Genomic DNA, 24,425 nt, shown 5'->3' on the forward strand with positions numbered 1-24,425 from the left:
CTTCTCAAACTGTATAAGCCGTCGCGAACCCATCCATCCCCTTCGTTCGCTACCGCCGCCATCGCAAACTCGTCTAAAAAACTGTTAGTTCTTACAGGTGCCAGTACGAGTGCGTCCGCTCTACTCTTTCAACTGACAAGCAAGCCGGAATGGTTTGACCCAAATCAACTTCCAGCGCCTGTAATTCCCGCACGATAACTTGCATCGAAGGCCAATGAAGGCCCAGTCGAGGCCGATGGCCAGTGGTGATTATTCATCCAGGCATTGTCGGTGACCGGGGCGCCAGCGCACTCGACTGGGCCATCACCCATAAGCTGACCCGTTGGGGTGTCACTGCGCTGCAAGCCGTGGAAGAAATGGATGCCGGGCCGGTCTGGTCCACCTGCGAGTTCAACCTGCCCCAAGGTCTGCGCAAATCCGAGCTGTACAACGGCCCGGTCAGTGATGCGGCGGTCCGCTGTATTCTTGATGTCGTGGACAAATTCATCGACGGTTATGTGCCGGTACCTTTCTCGCGGTGCGTGACGACGCGGTCTTGGTCGCCACCGGCGATCGCAGTGTGTGGATCGGTTCGTTGCGCCGCAAACCCCGGCCCGGCGAAGAAACCTTCAAACGTCCGGCCCGGCACGTACTGGCTGCACAGCTGAACGACGTGCCCATCCTCCACGGATCGATCGCCTCAACCCCTGACACCGAAACCTATCAACCGATCCGCTACCGTGAATCAGGGCCTGTCGGTGAGCTGACCTTCGAGTTTTACAACGGCGCCATGAGCACCGAGCAATGCCAGCGACTGGTCACCGCTCTGAGCTGGGCCAAATCCCGAGCCACCCAGGTGCTGCTGATCAAGGGCAGGCGCGGCAGTTTCTCCAACGGCGTGCACCTCAACGTGATCCAGGCCGCCGAGGCGCCAGGACTGGAGGCCTGGGCCAATATCCAGGCGATCGACGACGTCTGCGAGGAATTGCTCAGTGCCCGGCAATTGGTGGTCAGCGGTCTGACGGGCTGTGCCGGAGCCGGGGGCGTGATGCTCGCGCCGGCCGCCGATTTTGTCTTCGCCCGAGCGGATATCGTGCTCAACCCGCACTACAAAACCATGGGGCTGTATGGCTCCGAATACCGGACCTACAGCCTGCCCCGCGCCGTCGGCCCACAGATGGCGGAAAAACTCTGCGAGGAGTGCCTGCCGGTCAGCGCGACCCAGGCGATGCAACTGGGCATGGTTCAGGAGATCGGCCCACGCTGCCCGGAGGCGTTTGGCGTATGGTTGTTGCAACGGGCGGGCAATGCGCTGACCGATCCGGCCTATGCCGCTGTGCGCGAGCGCAAGAACCGGCTCGACACTCAACTTCTGCAGCATTGCAGAAATGCCGAGCTGGAGGAGATGGAACTGGACATGGTGCACAACCGCAGCCAATTTGCCGAGAAGTGCCGTCACTTTGTGTTCAAGCGCAAGGCGTGTGGCACCCCGATGCGACTGGTGGCGCAGTGGGCACGCCAGCGCAGTCGGACGCAGCCGTTCGCCGCGGCAACCTGAGCCGGCCCGCGTATATCCGTTTACAATGCCGGCACTTCCCGCACCGGCCTGCCCATGGACATCGATCTCGCTCGCACCTTCCTGGAAATTGTCCGTCACGGCAGCCTGGCTGCCGCGGCTGAAAAACTCCACGTCACCCAGACCGCAATCACGGCGCGCGTGCAAAAACTCGAGAGCCAATTGGGCAGCACGCTGTTCGTGCGCAACCGCGCCGGGGCGCGGCTGACGCCCAATGGCGAGGCGTTTGTGGTGTACGCCAATCAACTGGTCGAAACCTGGGAAGCCGCGCGTCGGGACTTGCCGTTGCCCGAGGGTTATCACGACGTGCTGCACATCGGCGGCGAGGTCAGTCTGTGCAACCCGCTGATGCTCAGTTGGGCCGGCGAATTGCGCGAGAAGATTCCCAGCCACGCGTTGCGCATGGAAATCCGCGATGGCGAGACGCTGTTGCGGCAACTGGAACTGGGAGTGCTGGACGCAGCGCTGGTCTATCAGCCGGAATACTGGCCGCGCCTGCAAGTCGAGCAGATCCTCGAAGAAAAACTCATCCTCGTACGCCTCGCCGGGCGATCCGATCCTTACGTGTATATCGACTGGGGTCCGGATTTCCGCCGCCAACACGATGCCGCCCTGCCGGAAAAAGCCAAGGCTGCCTTGAGCTTCAACCTCGGTCCGCTGGCCCTGCAATACATCCTGGAAAACGGCGGCAGCGGTTACTTCCGCACCCGCGTGGTCCAGAGCTACCTGGAAAGCGGCGTGCTGGAGCCCGTGCCCAAAGCTCCGGAATTCAGCTACCCGACCTACCTGGTCTACTCGCGCGATCGCGACTCGACGACCCTTCAACGGGCCTTCGACTTATTGCGTGAAGTGATCAAGACCGACGACGACTGGTCCCAACGCTGGAACCCGCTGACCTGATACACCGGATCATGGCGCTTGTGTCATCCAGGTTTGCCCGAGGCTGCGCGGGCAGATCAGCTAATCTGCTGGTGATAACAATAACCAGAGGTGACCGCAGTGAGGCAGACCACCCAGGCATTTCGCGACCGCTATCGCGCTGACATTCATCCGCTCTACAACCCCTGGCTGCACGGCACCTTTGTGCTGCTGTTCGGCGTGCTGGCCATCGGCGGGTTCTGGAGCACCGTGCATCAGGTCCAGCCGCTGGAATGGCTGGCGGTGCCGTTGACGCTGCTGTTCTTCAATTTCGGCGTGTACATGGTGCATCGGCATCTGGGGCATCACAAAAAGAGCTTCGCGCGGATGTTCTACGCCCGCCATGCCGGCGACCATCACAGCTTTTTCGCCCCTGGGCACATGACCTACGACAGCGCTCGGGACTGGCGGGTGATTCTGTTTCCGGCCTGGTTGATCGTGTTGCACACCGTGGTCATCACCCTGCCCCTCTGGTGGCTGCTCAAGCAGGTCGATGCCAATGTCGCGGGACTGTTTGGCGGCTGCCTGGTCCTTGGGTACCTGATGTACGAGGTGTTTCATGCCTGCGAACATTTGCCCCCGGACAACCCCGTCACACGCCTGCCATGGATCCGCCAGATGCGTCGCCTGCATGAACTGCATCACCGCCGCGAGCTGATGCAGGAACGCAATTTCAATATCGTCTTTCCGCTGATGGATTACCTGTTCGGCACCCTGTACTGGGAACCGGAGCCTGCCCCCTTGCCCTTGACGAGAACGGCCATGACCCGCATGCAGCACCAGATCGCTATCGCTGGAAATCCGATAGATGTGCTCGCCTATGCCAGCACCGTCACCCGGTGGCCGGAGTGGCATCCGTCGTCCCTCAAGGTCGAGGGGCAAGGTGGCCCGCTGCATGCCGGCCAGCGGTTCGAGGAGGACATTCGTGCCGGCGGGCGTACGGGGCACTTGAGCTGGGAGGTCAACGAATACTTGCCAGGCCGCCGCTGGAGTGCCAGGGCGCGCGGTGATCATGGGTTGTCGCTGGTCGTGACCTACGAATGCGAGGCGCAAGGCGAAGGCACGCGTTTTGTGCGGACGCTGGAGTATCAGTTTTCGGGCCTGGCGATGCGTATCACCAATCGATTGCTGCTCAAGCGGCGTATCGAGCATGAGTCCGCAGCATCGATGCTGGCGCTGCGCGAAATGGCGCAGAAAAACCTCACCCCTGCGGGAGTCAGCGTGTGAGAAGAGCCTTCAGGTTTCGCCATCTGCTGTGGCTGCTTATCATCGTCCTCGGCGCTTTTCTGTTGTTTTTCCCGACCAAGGTTCGGCCGGTGGCCTGGACACCGTCGCCGGCGCCTTCCCTCACCAGCGGTGTATATGCCGACAATCAGCGTCTGAAAGGGGTGGAGCGCGTCGGCCCGGCCGGCATCGAAGGGCCGGAGGCGCTGTTGCTGGAAGACAACGCGCTCATCACCGGGCTGCACGATGGCCGGTTGATCCGCACCAGCCTCGACGGCAAGGACACCAAGGTGCTGGCCGATACCGGTGGCCGGCCTCTGGGCCTGGCGCGGCACCCGAGCGGGTTGCTGGTGATCGCTGACGGCGTCAAAGGTTTGCTGTCCCTGGATGCCCAAGGCCGGCTGATCCCGCTGGCCACCGCGGCCGACGACGTGCCTTTCGGTTTTACCGATGACGTGGTCATCGACAAGTCCGGGCACTACGCCTATTTCAGCGACGCCTCCAGCCGCTGGGGCTACGGCAGGGATGGCGAGGCGATCATCGAGCACGGTGGCGATGGACGTTTGTTGCGCTATGACTTCCAGACCGGCAAAACCTTGGTGTTGCTGGACAAGCTCGAGTTTGCCAACGGCGTGACGCTGGGGCCGGATGACAGCTTTGTGCTGGTCAACGAAACCGGCGCTTACCGCATCACCCGCTTTTGGTTGAGCGGGCCGAAAGCCGGAACCCACGACGTGTTTATCGACAATCTGCCGGGCCTGCCGGACAACCTCGCGTTCAATGGCCGCGACCGTTTCTGGGTAGCGCTCTACGCACCGCGCAATGCGCTGCTCGACGCCACGGCACCGCACCCGTTCGTGCGCAAGATGATCGTGCGAGCGATGACGGTCTTGCCCAAACCGGTGGAAAAGCGCGCGTTTGCGCTGGGCCTGGACCTTGAGGGCAAGGTGATTGCCAACCTGCAGGATGCGGGCAATGGCAATTACTCGCCGATTACCACGGTGCGCGAGTATGGGGACTGGTTGTATTTGGGTTCGCTGAAGGCCATGAACATGGCGCGCCTACCCCTGACCACGGCCCTCCAGAAGTAAGACACAAACCCTGTGAGAGCGGGCTTGCTCGCGAAGGCGTCGTGTCAGTCGATATCTGCTTTGGCTGATATATCGCTTTCGCGAGCAAGCCCGCTCCCACAGGGGATGTGTGGTGGATTGGGTTAGCGGGGATCGATCTCGTTATCGCGCACGGCGTTATCCGATTCTTCCCGCACCCGTTCCGGGTCCATCGCGGTGGAATCGTCCTCATCCAGCGGGAGCACACCCTCATTGTTCGGCAATTCGTCGATGCCCGGCTCGTCTTCCGGGTTGACTGTCGTGCGGCCGGGGCTCAGCGGTTCGGGATGAGTCGGGATGGGGTCGAACCCGCCCTGCTCTTCACTAGGAAATTTCGGGTTGGTCATAAGGCACCTCGCAGGGAGTCGAAAGGGTCGGACTCTGATCTTTCGAGGTGCCGGTTTTGATCACCGTTCCAATTTTTCAGTCACCGGTTGTCGGTGAGTGGGCAAGGCGCGTCAGGATGGCGATTGGAGCCTATCAACGATCTTTTGCTTAACCTGTACACGCGCCTCCTTGAGCTTCTTCAGTGCGTCATCGCTCGGCGCATCCGATTGTGCGGTTTCAGCCTTGACTACCTCGGCGTCCGCTTGCGAATACTTGTTGATCAGTGAATCCAGTAACGGATCCTTGGAGCGTTTTTGCTGGATATCTTCCTTTGAAAGTTTCAGGTCCTGATAAAGGTCGTGTGGCACCGGCATGGAACACCTCCGTTTGTTGATCGGCAGCAAACGCGATCAATTGCGTTCGCCAACTATCAGAATGGCCTCGGTTGACGGGTTCTGTCGACCGCCTATCAGACCAGCGGTGTCCGTTCGTCGTCCGGCCGCAAACCCGATAAAACCTTTGCGTGAGCGCCTGCCTCCATTGAATAACGATCACCTCGATCGCTTACCCAAACCTGTGTGGAGAATAACCAATGGACGGATTCACCCTGCGCCACCTCGCTCTGGCCGTAGCTTTGAGCACCAGCATGGGCACCGCTTTTGCCGCCACTTCCAATGACTTTGTCGACAACGCGGCCGCGGGCGGTATTGCGGAAATTGAAACCAGCCGTCTGGCGCTGGAAAAAAGCTCATCGGCCGACATCAAGGAATTCGCCACCATGATGATCACCGATCATTCCAAGGCCAACGATGAACTGGCGGCCTTGGCGAAAAAGAATGACATCGAAGTGCCGGACGAGACGACGCTGGTCAAACAGGCCAAGGAAAAAATCCTCGACATGCGTGATGAGTCCTTCGACGCGGCCTATGCCAATAATCAGGTGAAGGCCCACGAAGACACCATCAAGCTGTTTGAAAAACAAGCCAACACAGTGACGGATGACAAGGTAAAAGGCGCCACCGAGCTGAAAGGCTTCGCGCAAAAAATGTTGCCGGCACTGGAAAAACACCTGGAGATGGCGAAAAAACTCCAGGCGGCTCACCCAAGTAAATAACCCACAAAAAGAAGGCCGCATCGATGGATGCGGCCTTTTTGCATGCTGCCGGAACTAGCCGCCATCGGTATCGATGTCGGCATCCGTGTCTTCGCCGGGTTTCGGCCGGTCGGGTGTCGGTTTGAAACCAGGGCTGAACTCATTGTCGTTATCGGTGTGGAGATTCTTCTGATCCACCGCTGCATCGGCGCTCTGCGAGCCGGTGGATTGGCTCTGCCGCTGACCCTCTGGCGCGGCTTCACCCGGAGTTCGCGGGTCTATGGCCGGGTCATTGCGGTCGACCGGCGTTCCCGATTGATCCTGTTGTTGTGTCGATTCGTCTTTCATACGTACCTCGCTTGTGACGGCCAGCCCGATTGAAACAGCCGGGGCCTTGAAAGTTCGAAGCCATCCCGGCACAGGGGTTCAATCCAATGGACCGCCCGCCGCCAGAATCAAGGACAAAAAAAACCTGCCCGCAGCAAACAACTATTTCAGACGGCAAATGTCACTGATTCGGGCCGATTGTTTTTTGGGGAATCAGCCCGTCATATTTCAGGAGCACAAGGACATGGCAGCAATGCAAATCAGCACACTCGACGCGATGAAAAACAACCACACGCAGTTGCTTGGGGAATGGATCACCAGCCTGGAAGCCAGTGGTGCCAACCGTAATCTCAAGGACCAGGATCTAAAGCAGCAGACCACGGACTTCCTGCAACTGGTGGTCGCGGGCCTGGAAAACGGCAACAGTCAGAACATCGCCGCGCCGGGCTGGGATGAGGCTCGACAATTCCTCGAAAAACTCTCCCACAGCCGCGCCCTGCTCGGCCAGGATTCGCACCAGACTGCCAGCTTCATTTTCTCGCTGAAAGGCCCGCTGTTTTCCTTGCTGCAAGCTCACTACAAAGACAATCCGGGCGTATTGGCCGAACAGCTCTGGGAAGTGTCTGAGCTGCTCGATGCACTGGGCATGCACACCATCCGCACCTTCCAGAAATCCCGTGAAGCGGTGATCAAACGTCAGCAGGAAGAACTGCTGGAGCTCTCGACCCCGGTGGTCAAGCTCTGGGACGGCGTGCTCGCCCTGCCGATGATCGGCACCCTGGATTCGCAACGCACCCAGGTGGTGATGGAATCGCTGCTGCAACGGATCGTTGATACCGGTTCGGAAATCGCCATCATCGACATCACCGGCGTGCCGACCGTCGATACCCTGGTGGCGCAGCACTTGCTCAAGACCGTGACCGCGATCCGCCTGATGGGCGCCGATTGCATCATCAGCGGCGTGCGTCCGCAAATCGCCCAGACCATCGTTCACCTGGGCCTGGACCTGCAAGGCGTGGTCACCAAGGCCAACCTGGCCGACGCCCTCAAACTGGCTCTGACCCGCCTGGGAATCACCGTCAGCAAGGCAGTCTAAGCCGATGGATAGAATTCCAATTCTGCAGATGGGCGACCTTCTGCTGGTGACCATCCAGGTCGACATGCACGACCAGCTCGCCCTGACGCTTCAGGACGATCTCTCAGAGCGCATCAGCAAGACCACGGCGCGCGGGGTCCTGATCGATATCTCCGCCCTGGACATGGTCGACTCATTCATTGGCCGCATGATCGGGACGATTTCCGGGCTGTCGAAAATCATGGACGCCGAAACCGTGCTGGTCGGCATGCAACCCGCCGTCGCCATTACCCTGGTCGAACTGGGCCTGACCTTGCCCGGCGTCAGCACCGCGCTGAACGTCGAGCGCGGGATGAAACTGCTTCAGGATCGAGTACGCGAGCAATGACTCTGCGCAGCAGCGGCACTCAGCCGATTCAGATCGAGCAGGACGTGGTCCTGGCCCGGCAGACTGCGCGCAAGCTGGCCACTGAATGCGGCATGCGCCTGATCGACCTGACCAAACTGGTGACCGCCGTCAGCGAGCTGGCGCGCAACACCATGGTGTATGGCGGTGGCGGCGACATGGATTGGCAGATCCTCGACGAAAACTCGAGGGTCGGTTTGCGCCTGACCTTTCGCGATGAAGGCCCGGGCATCCCGGACATCAAACTGGCCATGACCGACGGCTGGACCTCCGGCAGCGGCCTGGGCCTTGGCCTGACCGGCGCCAAGCGGCTGGTGGATGAGTTCGAACTCGACACCGCGCCCGGCCAGGGCACTCGCATAACGATCACCCGATGGACATGAATATCGCGGGGTCGCTGACCCAAGTGCTGTTGATCGAGGACAGCAGCCAGATCGGCTTTGCCCGGCGCACCGCGCAGAAGCTCGCCGAAGACAATGGTTTCGACATGACCGATGCCGGTCGCGTGGCGCTGGTGGCCACGGAATTGGCCAGCAACGTGCTCAAGCATGCAGCCCAGGGCGAATTGCACCTGCGAATCCTGCCCGGTAAAAGCGCCAACGGCATCGAAATGCTCGCGGTGGACCGTGCCCAGGGCTTTGACCTGCAAGCGTGCATGACTGACGGGTTTTCCACCGGAGGCACTCAGGGCATAGGCCTCGGTGCGGTGTCGCGCCAGACCGAGGTCTTCGATGTTCACACCGACTCGCGCGGCACAGTGTTGCTGGCCCGTTTGTACCCGCGCGCCAGCAAGGACGCGGACTTGCGCATCGGCATCAGTCAGCACTCGCTGCACAACGACCCTGCCTGCGGTGATGTCTGGCACCTGGCGTTCGACGGGGCAAACCTCAGCGTTTTGGTGATCGACGGCCTGGGCCATGGCGAAGAAGCCGAACACGCTGCACGCGCCGGGGAAAAAGCCTTCGCCCTGGCACCGTTCGCCTCGCCGGTGTTCCTGCTCGAAGACATTCACCACGCGATGATCGGCACCCGCGGCGGCGCCCTGGCGATTGCCCAATTCGACGGCCACCGTGGCACGCTGAAATTCACCGGCATCGGCAACATCGGCGGCAGCCTGATCAGCCCGGACAAGTCCCGTGGCCTGGCGTCCCACCCGGGGATCGTCGGCGGGCAATACCGCAAAGCCCAGCCTTTTGATTATGCACACGTGGACGGACATCTATTGATCATGTACAGCGATGGCCTGCAGTCCCGCTGGAACCTGCACGACTACCCTGGCCTGGTGCACCGTCATCCCGCCGTGATCGCTGCGGTCCTGCATCGCGATTTCTGTCGCGGCCGGGACGATGTCACGGTCCTGGTCGTTGCCTTGGAGGCCGCCCATGGCTGAGTCGCCCCTGCCGTCTATCGACGAACAATCGGCGCTGATTGCGCACTTGCAGAGTGAATCTGCAGCACTGCGCGAAGAGCTCGACGAAACCAATCAGGGCGTGCTCGCGCTGTACGCCGAGCTCGACAACCAGGCTGAAGAACTGCGCCAGGCGTCGGACCTCAAAAGTCGCTTCCTGTCCTACATGAGCCACGAGTTTCGCACGCCGCTCGGCTCGATCCTGAGCATTGCCAGCCTGCTGACCGATGAAATCGACGGTCCGCTGAGCCCGGAGCAACACAAGCAGGTCGCGTTCGTCAGCACCGCCGCGCGGGAGCTGAGCGACATGGTCGACGACTTGCTCGACCTTGCGAAAATCGAGGCCGGACGCATCACTATCTCACCCGCCTGGTTCGACATGTTCGACTTGTTTGCCGCCCTGCGTGGCATGTTTCGGCCTATCGTCGACGCTACGGCGGTGGATTTGATCTTCGAAGAACCGGTGGGATTGCCGCGCCTGTACACGGATGACAAGAAGCTGGCGCAGATCCTGCGCAACTTCATTTCCAACTCGCTGAAGTTCACCACCCGTGGCGAAGTGCGGGTCTCAGCCTCGCTCGAAGGTTCCAGCCAGGTACGCTTCGCCGTCACCGATACAGGAATAGGTATCGCTGCCGAGCTACATGGCGCATTGTTCGAGGACTTTTCCCAAGTCGATTCGCCGCTGCAAAAACGCCTGCGCGGTACGGGCCTGGGCTTGTCGTTGTGCAAACGCTTCGCCGCACTGCTGGGTGGCGAGGTCGGGGTCGAGAGTACGCCCGGGGTCGGTTCGACCTTTTTCGTGATCATCCCGCTGGCCATCGCCATGGAGCCTGCCGATGAAACGTGAGATCCGACTGCTGATTGTCGATGACAACGCCGCTACGCGCTATGCGCTGCGTCGACGCCTGGAGCCGCACGGCTACCTCGTGCTGGAGGCCGGAACCGGCGGCGACGGCCTGGCGCTGATCGACAACGAATGCGTCGATGCGCTGATTCTGGACGTCAACCTGCCCGACATGAGCGGCTTCGATATTGTCCGCAAACTGCGTGCGGAACCGGCCACGGCGTTATTGCCGGTGATTCACGTGTCGGCGGCGTCGATCCAGACCGGAGACATCATCACCGGCCTGGATGCCGGGGCCGATGCCTACCTGATCCATCCCGTGGACCCGGACGTGTTGCTCGCGACCCTGCGCACCCTGTTGCGGGTGCGTGAGACGGAAAACGCCCTGCGTGATAGCGAGGCGCGGTTTCGCGAGATTTTCGTCAACGTCTCGGCGCCCATCGCGGTGCTGGACGCCCAGTTCAAAGTCCATGAATGTAATCATGCCTTCTCCCGACTGATACAGGACAACCGCGACCCGGACTCCTTGCGCGATTGCTTCGCCGACCAGCAGCAGGCGATCCTCGATGAACTGCGCCTGCGCCTGACCGCCGGGGAACGCTGGAAAGGCACGCTGAACATGCGCATCGAGGGCGAGCTGCGGGAAACCGAGTGGCAGATTTCCCCCTACCGCACCCCTGAACTGAGCCTGGTGTTCGTCGAGGATGTCACCGAACATCGTCACCGCGAACGCTCGCACCTGGCCCGTCTCGACGATGCCACGTCGCAACTGGAACACGAGATCGCCGCGCGCGTGCGCACCGAGAGCCAGTTGTTGCAAGTGCAGAAAATGGACGCACTGGGCAAGCTCACCGGCGGCATCGCCCATGACTTCAACAACCTGCTGACCGGCATCATCACCAGCCTGGAATTGATCCAGAAACGGGTGGCCGATTCGCGTACCGACAAGGTCCAGTTCTACGCCGAAGCCGCGCTGAACTCGGCCATGAGTGCCGCTTCCCTGACCCATCGCTTGCTGGCCTTTGCCCGTCAGCAGCCGCTCAACACGCGGCCGGTGGACATCAACGAACACATCCGCTCCCTCGAAGAATTGCTGGTGCGCACCATCGGCGAACACATTGCGCTGAAACTCGAACTGACCTCCAAAGCCGCGATAGCCCTGGTCGATCCGATCCAGCTGGAAAGCGCCGTGCTCAACCTGGTGATCAACGCGCGCGATGCCTTGCCGCAAGGCGGGAATATCTGGGTCAGCACTTACGCGGCGTATTCCCACGGAGACCTGAAACTGGCGGACGGGGCGTATGTTGCGCTGTCCGTGCGCGATGACGGAACGGGCATCGAGCACAATGTGATCGACAAGGTCTTCGACCCGTTTTTCACCACCAAGCCACTGGGCCAGGGCACCGGGCTGGGGTTGTCGAGTATTTACGGGTTCGCCCGCCAATCCGGTGGCGACGCGCACATCCGTAGCGTGGCCAGCCGCGGCACCGAAGTGACCATCATGCTGCCCGCCAGCGCCGACCCGAGCACCACGCAAGCAGAACCTGCGAGCGTCGATCAACAGGGCTCGGGTGAGCATGTACTGATTGTCGAAGACATGCCGTCGGTGCGCATGTTTGTCACCGAAGTGTTGGTGGACGCCGGATATCGCTGCACCCAGGTGGGCGATATCGAAGACGCCCTTGAACGCCTGAAAAACGACCCCTCGATTGATCTGATGCTCACCGACGTGGGGCTGCCACGCATGAACGGCCGGGAACTGGCGGATGTCGCCCGAGGCTGGCGTGAAGGGTTGCCGATCCTGTTCATGACTGGTTACGCAGAAAATGCGATCAACCGTCAGGTGTTCCTCGGTGAGGGAATGGAGATGCTGATCAAGCCGTTTCAGATCAATGAACTGCTGGACAAGGTCCGGCGCACGCTCGACTGCGCCTGACAGGCCGCCTTCGCGAGCAAGCCCGCTCCCACAGTGGATCGGTGTGACTCCCATATCCTGAGTCCACAGAGATCAAATGTGGGAGCGGGCTTGCTCGCGAAGAGGCCAGCAAAACCACCACACCTCTCAAGCTACGCCTAAGGTCCTGGCCAGGAACGGGGCCGTTCGGCTCTTCTTGCTCTTGGCCACTTTCTGCGGCGTGCCGGCAACGACGATCTTCCCGCCCTGATCCCCCGCCCCCGGCCCGATATCGATCACCCAGTCACTCTGCGCAACCACACGCATTTCATGCTCGACGACAATCACCGTGTGCCCCGCCACCACCAGCGTATTCAACTGTTCAAGCAGCCGGTCAACGTCCCGGGGATGCAAACCGGTGGTCGGTTCATCGAGCACATACAAGGTTGCGCCACGCTGGTTACGTTGCAACTCGGTTGCCAGTTTGATGCGCTGGGCTTCGCCTCCCGAGAGTTCCGTGGCCGGCTGACCGAGGCGCAGATAACCCAGGCCGATGTCGCGCAGCACTTCCAATGAACGACGAATGCCCGGTTGCTCGGCGAAAACCTCCACCGCTTCGTCCACCGTCAACTGCAACACCTGGGCAATGTTCAAACCTTGCCAGGTGATCGCCAGCGTCTCGGGGTTGTAGCGAGCGCCATGGCAGGTCGGGCACGGTGCATAGACGCTGGGCATGAACAGCAACTCGACGCTGACAAAACCCTCACCTTCGCAGGTCGGGCAACGGCCCTTGGCGACGTTGAAGGAGAACTGTCCGGCGTCGTAGCCCTCGGCCTGTGCCTGGGGCGTGGCGGCGTACAGTTTGCGCACGTTGTCGAACAGCCCGGTGTAGGTCGCGAGGTTCGAGCGCGGCGTGCGGCCGATGGGTTTCTGATCGACCTGTACCAGGCGCTTGATCGATTCCAGCCCAGCTGTTACCTGGCCGCCGCTGACCTGTGGCGCATCGTCCTCAAGGCTCAACTCTTCAGGTTCGCCGGCATTGGTGCCGCGCCCCAGATGCGCACCGACCAATTCCAGCAAGGCCTGGCTGACCAGGCTTGATTTGCCGGAACCGGAAACACCGGTCACCGAGGTAAAACACCCCAAGGGAAACTCGACGCTGAGGTCGTTCAGGTTATTGCGCGTGATGCCTTCCAGGCGCAGCCAGTCGGTCGGCTTGCGGCTGGTCCTGACATCGGTGACCTGCTTGGCGAACAAGTAGGCGCGGGTCTGGGAGTCCTTGATTTCCGCCAGTCCCTGGGGCGGTCCGCTGTAGAGGATCCGTCCACCATGCTCGCCCGCCGCCGGGCCGACATCGATCAACCAGTCCGCGCGACGCATGGTTTCCAGATCGTGCTCGACCACAAATAGCGTGTTGCCCGCCGCCTTCAAGCGTTGCAGCGCTTCGAACAGCGCTTCGCCATCCGCCGGGTGCAGACCCGCCGATGGCTCATCCAGCACGTAGATCACGCCGAACAACTGCGAACCCAATTGAGTGGCCAGTCGCAGCCGCTGCAATTCGCCGGATGACAGCGTTGGCGTGCTGCGCTCCAGGGCCAGATAACCGAGGCCCAGGTCGGTCAGAGTGCTGACCCGCTCCAGCAAATCCTGAGCGATCCGTTGCGCGGCCAGGCGTTTTTCAACCGACAGGTTTGGCGTATGCCGCACATCCGGCGCGTTGGCATGAGCCCTGGCGCCGTGGGCTACACGCTGTTCACGGGCCTCGCGGGTCTGACTGTGAGTCAACACTTCGCCCGCCTCGTCAACCTGTTCCAGGTAACTGTGCGCCGCCACCGGTTTCAACACCTCGGCCACTTGCAGCAACGGCATTTGCGACAGCTCGCCGATGTCATAACCGGCAAAGGTCACCGACAACGCCTCGCGCTTGAGCCGTTTGCCGTCGCACAACGGGCACGGGCTGCCGAGCATGAATTGCGCGACGCGTTTCTTCATCAGCGCACTTTGCGAGTGGCTGAAGGTGTGCAGGATGTAACGTCGGGCGCCGGTGAAGGTGCCCTGATAGCTGGGCTCCATTTTGCGTTTGAGCGCGACTCTGGTTTCTTCCGGGGTGAGCCCGGCATACACCGGGACGGTCGGCGTTTCCTCGGTGAAGAGGATCCAGTCACGCTGCTTTTTCGGCAGCTCGCGCCAGGGTTTATCGACGTCGTAGCCCATCGTCACGAGGATGTCGCGCAGGTTCTGTCCTTGCCACGCCGTGGGCCAGGAAGCCACCGCACGCTGGCGGATGGTCAGGCTCGGGTCGGGGACCATCAGGGCTTCGGTGACTTCATAGACCCGACCCAGACCATGACATTCGGCGCAGGCGCCTTGAGGCGTATTGGGCGAGAAGTCCTCGGCATACAGCATCGGCTGGCCCGGCGGATAGCTGCCCGCCCGGGAGTACAGCATGCGGATCAGGCTCGACAGCGTTGTCACGCTGCCCACCGAAGAGCGCGTACTCGGTGTGCCGCGCTGCTGTTGCAGGGCCACGGCCGGTGGCAGGCCTTCGATGGAATCGACGTCCGGCACGCCCACCTGGTCAATCAGCCGCCGCGCATACGGCGCCACGGACTCGAAATAGCGACGTTGTGCTTCGGCATACAGGGTCGAGAACGCCAGTGATGACTTGCCCGAACCCGAGACGCCAGTGAACACCACCAGGGCATCCCGGGGAATATCGACGTCAATGTTCTTGAGGTTGTGTTCCCGGGCACCGCGTACCCGGACCATGCCGGAAGGAGGGTTGGAGGTGCGCTTTGACGTCATCGGGAGCCCTTATTAGATTGCAGAAAAAACACAAGCCCTGTGAGAGCGGGCTCTTGTGGTGAGGGGGCTTGCCCCCGTTGGGTCGCGAAGCGGCCCCAAAATGGGACTGCTGCGCAGTCCAACGGGGGCAGCCCCCTCGCCACAGACCCGCTCCCACATGTGGAGGTGGTCAGCCGCTGAGGACGGTACGGATCATGTGCATCAGCGCTTCGGGCCCATAGGGTTTGCTCAGCAGATGGGTATCCGGGCTAAGTTGGTGATTGCGCGAAATGATGTCCCGGGTGTGGCCGGAGGTAAAGAGCACCGCCACAGGAGGATTTTGCACCTTGGCCCAGGCCGCCAGGTCCGAGCTTTTGATCAAGCCGGGCATGACCACGTCGGTGAAAATCAGGTTTACCGATACGCCCTCCAGCAACATCTGCATCGCCTGGTCGCCGTTGGCCGCGGTCAGGACCTGATAGCCCTCTTCGCGCAGCAGCTCCACCGCCGAGCTGCGCACCGCTTCGTTGTCCTCGACCACCAGAATGGTTTCGTGCCCGCCCCGTTGGGGTAAATATCGCAGCGTCGTTTCAGTCGGCAACGCGTGCAAGCTGCGCGGAAAGTAGAGCTGTACCCGAGTGCCCTGCCCGACCTCGCTGGAGATGTCGATATGCCCGCCGCTCTGTTTGACGAAGCCGAACACCATGCTCAATCCCAACCCCGTGCCCTGGCCGTCACCCTTGGTGGTGAAGAACGGCTCGAACGCCTGCCCGAGCACTTCGGGCGACATGCCGGCGCCGGTGTCAGCCACTGCGACGCGCACATAGTCGCCCGCCACGATGCCCTTGCCGACACAGAATTTACGGTCGAGCGCGACATTCTCGGCGCTCAACTCAATGGTCCCTTCGCCCTGCATCGCATCACGGGCATTGATCGCCAGGTTGAGAATGGCGTTTTCCAACTGGTTGCGATCGACGTTGATGTGCCAGGGCTCTTGCGGCACCTGCACATTGATCTGGATGGTTTCCCCCAGCGCCCGCTGCAACAACTCGCCCAGGCCTTCGAAGATCTGCTGTGGATCGCACACCGCCGGCGACAACGGTTGGCGCCGGGCAAACGCGAGCAGTTGCGACGACAGTTTGGCGCCGCGTTCGACGGCCGCAATCGAAGCGCTGACCCGGCGCTGCACATTGGCGTTATCCGGCTCATGCCGCGCCAGCAAGTGCAGGTTGCCGGCGATCACCTGCAGCAAATTATTGAAATCGTGGGCCACGCCGCCGGTGAGGCCGCCGATGGCTTCGAGTTTCTGTGATTGGCGCAATTGTTCTTCAGCCGCCAGCCGCGCGTCGACTTCGTCGGCCACGCGCTGTTCCAGGTTGCGGGTGAATTTGAGCAAGGATTCTTCAGCAATCTTGCGTTCGTGAATGTCGATCAACACGCCGGGGAAGCGGAACGGCTCGCCCTGCTCGTTGAACTCGCAGCAGCCGCTCGCCTGCACCCACAGATAGCTGCCGTCGGGTCGCAGAACCCGGTACTCGGCATTAAAGGGCTCGCCGGTGGCCACCGATTGATTGACTTGTTCCTGGACCCAACTGCGGTCGTCAGCGTGAATCTTGGCTTCAGCGATGTCGGTAGGAAGGTCGGCGAGGTTCTGCTCGGAGGGGTAGGAAAAAGTCCGGGCGAAGCGCTCGTCGCCGGACAGTACATTGCCCTTGATATCCCAGACGAACGAGCCGAGTAACGCCCCGGCATTGAGCGCCAGGCGCACCCGTTCGTTGTCGGCGCGATAGGCGTCTTCGGCTTCCTGGCGTCGGCGTTCGGAAATCACATGTTCAGTGGTTTCAACGACCATCGCCATGACCCCGCCCGGGCAACCTTCATCATTGGCGACCGGGCTGTAATAGAGGTCGAGCCAAACGTCTTCGGGGACCCCGTTGCGCAGCAACTCCAGCTCTTTATTGCGATAGGACAAGGTGCCACCCGCCAGACAGGTATCGACCACATGACGATTGAACTCAGCCACTTCCGGCCAGCCCAGCTCCACCGGAGCACCCAGCAGATAAGGATGGCGGCCACCGGCAAATTGCGAGTAGGCGTCGTTATAGATCATGTAACCCGCCCGCCCCCAGAGCATCACCATCGGCAGTGGCGACGCGAGCATCAGCTGCACTGTGCTGCACAGGCTGGCGGGCCAGGCGTCGATGTTTCCAAGCTCAGTCTGGCTCCAGTCGAACGCGCGGATGCGCCCGGCCATTTCACCGTTCCAGCCGGCACACCCGTGGCTATCAGATAGAAACTGCATCGACTGGCTTTATGTCCCTTTGATTGGCTGGCTTGCGGAATCGCAACGACGAGAGGACGACGCGGGCCCGTTTGTTTCGAGCACTACCGACGCCAATGGTTTCATAGAGATTAGCCGATTCAAATCGTCCGGGCTCTTGTGACGAAGAGCTTGCTCCCTCGCCACACAAGCTTCCTCGCCACAAAGGTGATGGCGAATATTAAACCTTAATCAGGTGCTTGAGTGGGTGGTAGCCGGTTTTCAGTGTGGCGGCCTTTGGGGAAGTGTTGATGGCGTCATGTGCGAGACGAATTGATCGACCCGAAAACCTTGGGCATCGATCAGTTGCGGCTGGATGCGATCGGGCGCATGGGTAGGCATGGCTATGCGCGGACGCGCGATTATTTCGATTTGCCGACGCGTTCGTTGCAGGCGTGGACGGATGCGCCCGGCGGCGGGGAGCGGTTTTGGCCTGTCACCAAGTAGACGAAATTCACCGAAAACTGTGGCGAGGGGGCTTGCCCCCGTTCGGCGGCGCAGCCGTCGTGAAACCGGTGTATGCGGTGTGTCATAAGAAATGCGTTGCCAGCTTTGGGGTCGCTTCGCAACCCAACGGGGGCAAGCCCCCTCGCCACAGAAAGCAGTTCACCACATAGGCTCCTCACCGCGGGAGCCTCTCAAAGCAGACTGGGTTCAGTCAGTACCGTATTTCGGCGAACGCGGTCCATACAGCAAGCCCGCCGGTTGCCCCGCCGACAGCAGCCGCGCACTGGTCACACCGGCAATCGGGTGGCCGGCGTCAGTGGAGCTGTTGATCACTTGCTTGACCGCGGCGGTAATCAGCATGCCAACCAGACCACCGCCACCGTTGTTGCCGCCCTCTTCGCTCGACGCCCGGGCCGAGCCGGTCCACAGGGTGGTGCCGCTCTTGAGGTCTACCAGTTTCGCAGTGGCGGTTACCACCGTTTCACTGCTGATGATCAGGTAGCGCGTGCCGTAGTCGGTCACGGTGATGTACAGCGCCGCGTCGGCACCGAAGATTTCCTGCAGCTTGTTGGCCGGTGCCTGATGAATGTCCGCCGGTGTGGTCAGGCCATTCTGGCGGAATGTCTCATCGACCAGGGTGATCGGCAGCACGTAGTAACCGGCTTCCGCCAACGGGTACGTGACCTGCGACAACATGCTGTAGGACGCCTTGACGTCCGGCGAGTTGTTCAGGGGCGGCAGTACCAGAATGGTTTTCGGACGGGCTTGCTTGTACGCCGAATAATCCACGGTCTTGGGGCTGACGCAGCCGCCGAGCACGGCCAGCGCCAGCAACCCGACCAGCAGTTTCAATGCGCGCGCGATCATTGGATGTCTCCGGTCTTGGCGTTTTTAAGCAGAAAATCCATGTACGGCGTCGACTCGGGAAACAGGGTTTTCTCGGTCCTTAACTGCTGCACCATTTGATCGTCCTTGCCCATGCTCAGGTACAACAGACCCAAATGAGCGTGGTAGCCGGGCGGCGGTGTCTTGCCGGTGGACCTGATCTTCTGCAGGTCACGTTCCAGCGCTTCGGCCTGGGCTTCCTTGGGTTCTTCACCCTTGAAGTACTCGTAGACTTGCGGCTGGTAGCTTTCCCACTGGTAAAGGGTTTTCGGGCCGGCGCAACCGGCCAACAGGCCACTGACCAGCAATGTCGACGCCATCAGCGCCCACGACACATACGTCTTGAACATGCTTTTACCGCTCCTTGTCATCAACCTTGATCAGTTACCCGGTTTCCATGCCCCGGCATTCATGCCGTCCACCAGGCGATTGATCGCCTCGCGCATGGCCAGGTCGAGCACTTTGCCGTTGAGGGTCGAATCGTAGGCAGCGGTGCCGCCGAAGCCGATGATTTCACGGTTGGACAAGGCGTACTCGCCCGCGCCCTGAGTCGAATAAACCACTTCGGAGGTGCTGATATTGACGATGTTCAGGTTGACCTTGGCATAGGCCACCTGGGTCTTGCCGCGACCGAGAATGCCGAACAGCTGGTGATCGCCGGTCTCTTTGCGGCCAAACTCGGTGACATCACCGGTGACTACAAAGTCTGCACCCTTGAGGCGCTGGGACTGCCCCTTGATCGCGGCTTCCTGCTGGATCTCGCCCATGTTGTCGCGGTCCAGCACGCTGAAGCGGTTGGTTTGCTGCAAGTGAGTGATCAGGATGGTCTTGGCCTGACCGCCGAGGCGATCCACGCCGTCGGAGAAGATGCCGCGCATGTAGCTCGAACGGTTGTCGAACTTGCCGACTGCCATCGGTACGCGAACACCGGCATAGGCCACGCTGGCGCTTTCGACTTTGGCGACCGGCAAGGCGCGCGAGCTTTCGGTGGCGCACCCGGCCATGCTGCTCAAAAGGGCAATCGCTGCCGCCGACACCAACATCCGAGAGATCATTCTCACTGTGCATTCCTTCTGAAAAAACGGTTTATCCCGGCACGGCAATAGCCAGCCGCTGCGGGGGGCAGCGGCGAAAAAAGCGAGGGGGAGTCGAATCGATAATCGACGTGCTGGACGTCGACGGCCGGCATTATGCCAAAGTGCCATCATCGTGGACAGTGTTTAATTTTTTATTGGCGCCAATGCATTGGCTGCCGTATTGATCGTTCCCACGCGAGCGTGGGAACGATCAGTGGCGATCAGTGGTTGGGATCAGTGGAAATCCCGGCTGCGTACGCTGATGCCATCCAGCAAAGGACTCAAGTCGCTCAGGCGTCCGGCAATCAGGTGTCGCACCTCGCCTTCCTTTTCCCAGCGGCCATCGACCTTGAGCAATTGCGAGCCGACGAGGACTTTTCGCTGCCGGTCGGCGAGGTCGCGCCAGACGATGACGTTGATGTTGCCGAACTCGTCTTCCAGGGTGACAAAGGTCACGCCACTGGCCGTGCCCGGCCGTTGCCGACCTGTGACCATCCCGGCGACGCTGACCGGGCGCCCGTGTTCGACTTCCATCAGCTCTTTCGAACTGCGGCAACGCCGGGCTTTCAATTCACCGCGCAGCAACGCCAGCGGATGCGGGCCGAGGGTGGTGCCGACACTGTTGTAGTCGGCCAGCAGGTCCTCGCCCACCGTGGGTTTGGGCAGATAGATCGCAGGTTCTTCCTGGCTCGGCAGGCCGGCAAACAAACCGAGCTGCTTCTGCACCCCCGCCACTTCCCAGCGCGCCCGATGACGGTCTCCCGCCAGGCCACGCAGCGCACCGGCGTCGGCCAATTGCTCCTGGGCACGGGCATCAAGCCGCGCACGCTCGCCCAGGTCAGCGATGTCGACAAATATCCCCTTCGCCCTCGCCGCTTCGATGCGCCGGGCATCGTCCTCGCGAAAGCCCTTGATCATCCGCAGCCCCATGCGAATCGCCGGTTGCGCGCCGGTAATCGGTTCGAGACTGCAATCCCAGTCACTCGCGCGCACGTCCACCGGGCGAATCTGCAAATGGTGCCGGCGCGCGTCCTGCAGAATCTGGTCCGGGCTATAGAAACCCATGGGCCAGCTATTAATCAGCGCACAGGCGAAAGCTGCCGGCTCGTGGCATTTCAACCAGCAACTGGCGTAGGTCAGCAAGGCGAAACTGGCGGCGTGGGACTCGGGAAAACCGTAGCTGCCAAAGCCCTTGATCTGTTCGAAGATCTGCGCGGCGAACTCGGCCGTGTAGCCGTTTTTCTTCATCCCGGCGGCCAGGCGATCCTTGTGCGGTTCCAGTCCGCCGTGGCGTTTCCAAGCGGCCATGGAGCGGCGCAACTGATCGGCCTCGCCGGGGCTGTAGTCGGCGGCGACAATCGCAATCTGCATCACCTGTTCCTGAAACAGCGGCACGCCCAGGGTACGCTTGAGCACGACTTCCAGTGCCGGGGACGGGTAAACCTCCGGTTCCTCCTTGTTTCGCCGGCGCAGGTACGGATGCACCATCCCGCCCTGAATCGGCCCCGGACGGACGATCGCCACCTCGATCACCAGGTCATAAAACTCGCGGGGCTTGAGCCTCGGCAGCATCGACATCTGCGCCCGGGATTCGATCTGGAACACGCCGATGGTGTCGGCACGGCCGATCATGTCGTAGGTTGGCGAGTCTTCGGCCGGGATCGTCGCCAGGCTCAAGTCCAGATGGCGATGACGGCGCAGCAAATCAAAACAGCGACGGATCGCGCTGAGCATGCCCAAGGCCAGAATATCCACCTTGAGCAGCCCCACCGCGTCGAGATCGTCCTTGTCCCATTGAATGATGGTGCGCTCGGCCATGGCGGCGTTTTCCACCGGCACCAGCGTATCCAGCGGCTGCTCGGAAATCACAAAACCACCAGGGTGCTGGGACAGATGTCGGGGGAAACCGATCAGTTGCCCGGTCAAGCTCAGCACCCGGCGCAGCACCGGGCTCTCGGGATCGAAACCGCCTTCAAGCAGGCGCTCCACGGGAGGCGTTGTATCGCTCCAGTGGCCGCAGCAATCGGCCAAAGCGTTGATCTGATCCGGCGGCAGGCCCAAGGCCTTGGCCACGTCGCGCACCGCGCCGGCCGCGTGATAGGTGCTGACCACCGCCGTGAGCGCCGCGCGGGTCCGGCCATAACGCTGGAACACGTACTGCAAGACTTCTTCGCGCCGTTCGTGTTCGAAATCGACGTCGATGTCCGGCGGTTCATTGCGCTCTTTGGAGAGAAAACGTTCGAACAACAGCGTGGTGCGATCCGGGTCGATTTCGGTGATGCCCAAGGCAAAACATACCGCCGAATTCGCGGCAGAACCCCGCCCCTGACAGAGGATTTTCTGCTCACGGGCAAACCGCACAATGTCATGCACCGTCAGGAAGTAGCTTTCATAGCCCAGTTCGGCGATCAGCTCCAGCTCCTTGTCGATCTGCACCAGCACCTTGGCTTGCGGACCGTTTGGCCAGCGCCACGCGACACCCTCTTCGGTCAGATGCCGCAACCAGGATGTGGCCGTCTGGCCTTCCGGCACCAGCTCGCGAGGATACTGGTAACGCAACTGGCCGAGGTCGAAGGTGCAGCGCCGGGCAATGGTCAGCGTTTCATCGAGCAGCGCTTGCGGGTAGATCGATTGCAGGGCATCGAGGCTGCGCACATGCCGCTCGCCGTTCGGATGCAGGCGCAACCCGGCCTCGGCCACCGGCAGGTGATGACGGATCGCGGTCATGGTGTCCTGCAAGGCGCGCCGTCCACGGCTGTGCATGTGCACATCGCCGCTGGCCACCGCTGGAATCCGCAGTTCCCGCGCCAGTGTCAGCAGTGCGTCCAGTCGTCGGGTGTCGTCCTGTCCGCGATGCAACTGCACGGCCAGCCACAGGCCATCGGTGAACGTCTGTTTCAGCCAGTGACCGCTGGCAAAATCATCGACCGCGTCCGGCACCCACAACGCCAGCAGCCCCGGCATCGGCTCGCTGAAGTCCTCACGCAGCACCTGATATTGACCTTTCTGCGTACGGCGCCGCGCCCGGGTAATCAGGCGGCACAGGGTCTGGTAACCCTCAAGGTTTTCCACCAGCAGCACCAGTTTCGGACCGTCCTCGATGCGGACTTCGCTGCCGATGATCAGCGGCAGTTCCACCGATCGGGCCGCTTGCCAGGCGCGGACGATGCCCGCCAGGGTGCATTCATCGGTGATCGCCAGCGCTTGATAGCCGTGTTTTTTCGCCCGCTGAAACAGCTCAAGGGCACTGGACGCACCGCGCTGGAAACTGAAGTTCGACAGGCAGTGCAGCTCCGCATACTCGACGCTCATGCGAACCAGCCTTGCAGCCACAGGGGACCGCCCTCACCCACTGCACGGTAGGCCCAGCCCTGCTGGCCGGAACGGGTTTCGATCAGGTAGTAATCGCGGCGCACATCATCGCCATCCCACCAGCCGGACTCAATGCGCTCCGGCCCCATGAGAATCCGTGTCGAGCCTTCGTGTACGGCCTGCGGCTCGGTCAGCAACCAGCCCGGACGCTGCACCCCCGCCAATCCCGCACACAGTTGAGTGTCGGCCCGCGCCTGCCACGCGCACTCTGGCCGGTGATCGGCCTGGAAGCGCAAGCCATGCACGGCGTCATCGCCGAGCCGTGCGCGCAAGCGTTCGCGCAGTTGCTCCCAGGGCAAGGACTGCTGCGGACGGTCGTCGAACAGTTCCTGACGCTGCGGGACGAAGCTCGGCAAGTCCTCGGCGCGCAACCGAAAACCGCGCACCGGGGCCTCGACCTGGACCTGTTCCAGCCGCCCCCGGGCCAGTTCGAAGAGCATCGCCGGATCGCGCTCGGCGCTGAGCAGGCCGACCTTGATCACCGTGTCCGGCAAGCCGGCGTGCTCCAGGTGCAGGTCGAAACGCTGCACGCCACTGTCGCGGCCGCAGAGGAAGGCCGACAGATCGCCGGTCAAGCGACGTAACGGAAACAGCAGCGCCTGATGCGATTGCACATCAAAGTTGAGCTCGATGCGCACATCAAATCGGTCCGGCGGCAGGTAGAACGCCAGCGCCAGCCGCCGCTCACCGAACAAGGCATCCAGGTGCTTGAGCACCTGCGCCTCGAACCGTCGCGCCAGGCTATTGCGCGGCAACGCCTGCACCTGATTCAAGGTGCGCAACCCCATGCGCGACAACGCCGTGGCCACCGCCGGTTCCAGGGCAACCCGGTCGACAGGCAACTGCCCCAGGTGATAGCGCAAGGCTTGATCGTCCGGCACCACCAGTCCGTCATACACGTTGGCCAACACCCGCGCGGCCACCGGGTTGGGCGCGGCGACGATGCGGTGACGGAAGCCAAGCTCGCCGAGCTCGGTACGCAACCGCGCCTCGAACTGCGGCCAGGGCCCGAACAATCCCAGGCTGGATTCAATTTCAAACACCACGGCACGCGGGTAATGCACGCTGACCTGGGAGCTGAAGCGATAGGCCCACGCCGCCAGGAACTGCTGCCAGTGTTCGATCTCGGCGACGTCGTATTCAGCCGTGACAAAACCTTTGCTCAAGGCCTGGGCGGCGGTCATCGACTGCCCCGGACGCAAGCCCAGTGCCCGCGCCGGAGCGTTGACCGCTTGCAGCACCCGGCGCTGTGCCGGGCCGGTCAGCAGCGCCAACGGTTCATCGGGATCGGGGCGCTGACGCAGTACCGCGTCCAGCGCCAATTGCGGGAAGAGAATGCAGACCCAACGCATGGCAAC

Annotated in this window: 20 protein-coding genes and 2 pseudogenes; 12 read left to right on the forward strand and 10 right to left on the reverse strand. The window is 61.7% G+C overall.

Annotation, left to right across the window (positions count from 1 at the left end; genetic code table 11):
- Positions 1–239 precede the first annotated feature (239 nt).
- The 4 genes and pseudogenes from DJ564_RS18215 to DJ564_RS18230 all read left to right on the forward strand — a co-directional run.
- Positions 240–1,537, forward strand: a pseudogene (locus tag DJ564_RS18215) (enoyl-CoA hydratase-related protein); the annotation flags it as partial.
- A 54-nt stretch (positions 1,538–1,591) separates the two neighbouring features.
- Entirely contained in the window at positions 1,592–2,455 is an 864-nt protein-coding gene (locus tag DJ564_RS18220; protein WP_109632105.1) for a LysR family transcriptional regulator, read from the forward strand.
- A gap of 99 nt (positions 2,456–2,554) precedes the next feature.
- The gene (locus DJ564_RS18225; RefSeq protein WP_109632107.1) at positions 2,555–3,700 is read left to right on the forward strand and encodes an SRPBCC family protein; all 1,146 of its coding nucleotides are present in this window, start codon (positions 2,555–2,557) and stop codon (positions 3,698–3,700) included.
- Positions 3,697–4,788, forward strand: a complete 1,092-nt coding sequence (locus DJ564_RS18230; RefSeq protein ID WP_109632110.1) for an SMP-30/gluconolactonase/LRE family protein — start codon at positions 3,697–3,699, stop codon at positions 4,786–4,788. Before DJ564_RS18225 ends, DJ564_RS18230 begins: the two co-directional genes overlap by 4 nt.
- Positions 4,789–4,910: 122 nt before the next feature.
- Here the strand turns inward: DJ564_RS18230 and DJ564_RS18235 are convergent, their stop codons facing one another.
- Positions 4,911–5,153 carry a hypothetical protein gene (locus tag DJ564_RS18235; RefSeq protein WP_109632112.1) on the reverse strand — a complete coding sequence of 81 codons (243 nt, stop codon included), beginning with the start codon at positions 5,151–5,153 and terminating at the stop codon, positions 4,911–4,913.
- 111 nt (positions 5,154–5,264) lie between these two features.
- Entirely contained in the window at positions 5,265–5,507 is a 243-nt protein-coding gene (locus DJ564_RS18240; RefSeq protein WP_109632114.1) for a hypothetical protein, read from the reverse strand.
- 218 nt (positions 5,508–5,725) lie between these two features.
- Here DJ564_RS18240 and DJ564_RS18245 point away from each other — a divergent pair, with 218 nt between their 5' ends.
- The gene (locus DJ564_RS18245) at positions 5,726–6,247 is read left to right on the forward strand and encodes a DUF4142 domain-containing protein (RefSeq protein ID WP_109632116.1); all 522 of its coding nucleotides are present in this window, start codon (positions 5,726–5,728) and stop codon (positions 6,245–6,247) included.
- A gap of 54 nt (positions 6,248–6,301) precedes the next feature.
- On the opposite strand, the gene DJ564_RS18250 is transcribed toward DJ564_RS18245, so the two are convergent.
- Positions 6,302–6,574, reverse strand: coding sequence for a hypothetical protein (locus DJ564_RS18250; protein WP_109632118.1), 273 nt, complete (start codon positions 6,572–6,574; stop codon positions 6,302–6,304).
- 223 nt (positions 6,575–6,797) lie between these two features.
- Between DJ564_RS18250 and DJ564_RS18255 the strand changes: the two genes are divergently transcribed.
- From DJ564_RS18255 to DJ564_RS18280, 6 genes are read left to right on the forward strand one after another with little or no spacing between them, the layout of a single operon-like run.
- On the forward strand, positions 6,798–7,649 hold the full coding sequence (locus DJ564_RS18255; protein ID WP_109632119.1) for an STAS domain-containing protein: 852 nt from the start codon (positions 6,798–6,800) through the stop codon (positions 7,647–7,649).
- 4 nt (positions 7,650–7,653) lie between these two features.
- A complete protein-coding gene (locus DJ564_RS18260; protein ID WP_109632121.1) occupies positions 7,654–8,016 on the forward strand; it encodes an STAS domain-containing protein in 363 nt (120 codons plus the stop codon).
- Complete coding sequence (locus tag DJ564_RS18265) at positions 8,013–8,417, forward strand: anti-sigma regulatory factor (RefSeq protein ID WP_109632122.1); 405 nt, start codon at positions 8,013–8,015, stop codon at positions 8,415–8,417. Before DJ564_RS18260 ends, DJ564_RS18265 begins: the two co-directional genes overlap by 4 nt.
- The gene (locus DJ564_RS18270) at positions 8,414–9,424 is read left to right on the forward strand and encodes an ATP-binding protein (protein ID WP_109636087.1); all 1,011 of its coding nucleotides are present in this window, start codon (positions 8,414–8,416) and stop codon (positions 9,422–9,424) included. Before DJ564_RS18265 ends, DJ564_RS18270 begins: the two co-directional genes overlap by 4 nt.
- The gene (locus DJ564_RS18275; RefSeq protein WP_109632124.1) at positions 9,417–10,292 is read left to right on the forward strand and encodes a sensor histidine kinase KdpD; all 876 of its coding nucleotides are present in this window, start codon (positions 9,417–9,419) and stop codon (positions 10,290–10,292) included. Before DJ564_RS18270 ends, DJ564_RS18275 begins: the two co-directional genes overlap by 8 nt.
- Complete coding sequence (locus DJ564_RS18280) at positions 10,282–12,225, forward strand: response regulator (protein ID WP_109632125.1); 1,944 nt, start codon at positions 10,282–10,284, stop codon at positions 12,223–12,225. The genes DJ564_RS18275 and DJ564_RS18280 overlap by 11 nt, the downstream gene beginning before the upstream one ends.
- A gap of 126 nt (positions 12,226–12,351) precedes the next feature.
- Here DJ564_RS18280 and uvrA read toward each other — a convergent pair whose 3' ends face one another.
- Both uvrA and DJ564_RS18290 read right to left on the reverse strand, forming a co-directional pair.
- Complete coding sequence (gene uvrA / locus DJ564_RS18285) at positions 12,352–14,988, reverse strand: excinuclease ABC subunit UvrA (protein WP_109632127.1); 2,637 nt, start codon at positions 14,986–14,988, stop codon at positions 12,352–12,354.
- A gap of 169 nt (positions 14,989–15,157) precedes the next feature.
- Positions 15,158–17,269, reverse strand: a complete 2,112-nt coding sequence (locus DJ564_RS18290; protein ID WP_109632129.1) for a PAS domain-containing sensor histidine kinase — start codon at positions 17,267–17,269, stop codon at positions 15,158–15,160.
- A gap of 254 nt (positions 17,270–17,523) precedes the next feature.
- Here DJ564_RS18290 and DJ564_RS18295 point away from each other — a divergent pair.
- A pseudogene (locus tag DJ564_RS18295) lies at positions 17,524–17,734 on the forward strand (flavin reductase family protein); the annotation flags it as partial.
- Positions 17,735–17,941: 207 nt separating this feature from the next.
- Here the strand turns inward: DJ564_RS18295 and DJ564_RS18300 are convergent.
- From DJ564_RS18300 to DJ564_RS18320, 5 genes are all read right to left on the reverse strand, one after another.
- Positions 17,942–18,601 (reverse strand): DUF799 domain-containing protein, encoded by a 660-nt coding sequence (locus DJ564_RS18300; protein ID WP_109632130.1) that lies wholly within the window; start codon positions 18,599–18,601, stop codon positions 17,942–17,944.
- Positions 18,598–18,969, reverse strand: a complete 372-nt coding sequence (locus tag DJ564_RS18305) for a DUF4810 domain-containing protein (protein ID WP_109632132.1) — start codon at positions 18,967–18,969, stop codon at positions 18,598–18,600. Before DJ564_RS18305 ends, DJ564_RS18300 begins: the two co-directional genes overlap by 4 nt.
- 30 nt (positions 18,970–18,999) lie before the next feature.
- Positions 19,000–19,674 carry a CsgG/HfaB family protein gene (locus DJ564_RS18310; protein WP_162556270.1) on the reverse strand — a complete coding sequence of 225 codons (675 nt, stop codon included), beginning with the start codon at positions 19,672–19,674 and terminating at the stop codon, positions 19,000–19,002.
- A gap of 255 nt (positions 19,675–19,929) precedes the next feature.
- Positions 19,930–23,028, reverse strand: coding sequence for an error-prone DNA polymerase (locus DJ564_RS18315; RefSeq protein WP_218277758.1), 3,099 nt, complete (start codon positions 23,026–23,028; stop codon positions 19,930–19,932).
- Positions 23,004–24,419, reverse strand: coding sequence for a DNA polymerase Y family protein (locus tag DJ564_RS18320; RefSeq protein WP_109632137.1), 1,416 nt, complete (start codon positions 24,417–24,419; stop codon positions 23,004–23,006). Before DJ564_RS18320 ends, DJ564_RS18315 begins: the two co-directional genes overlap by 25 nt.
- Positions 24,420–24,425 lie beyond the last annotated feature (6 nt).

Origin of the sequence: Pseudomonas sp. 31-12 (assembly GCF_003151075.1) — a bacterium.
Classification (GTDB): Bacteria; Pseudomonadota; Gammaproteobacteria; order Pseudomonadales; family Pseudomonadaceae; genus Aquipseudomonas.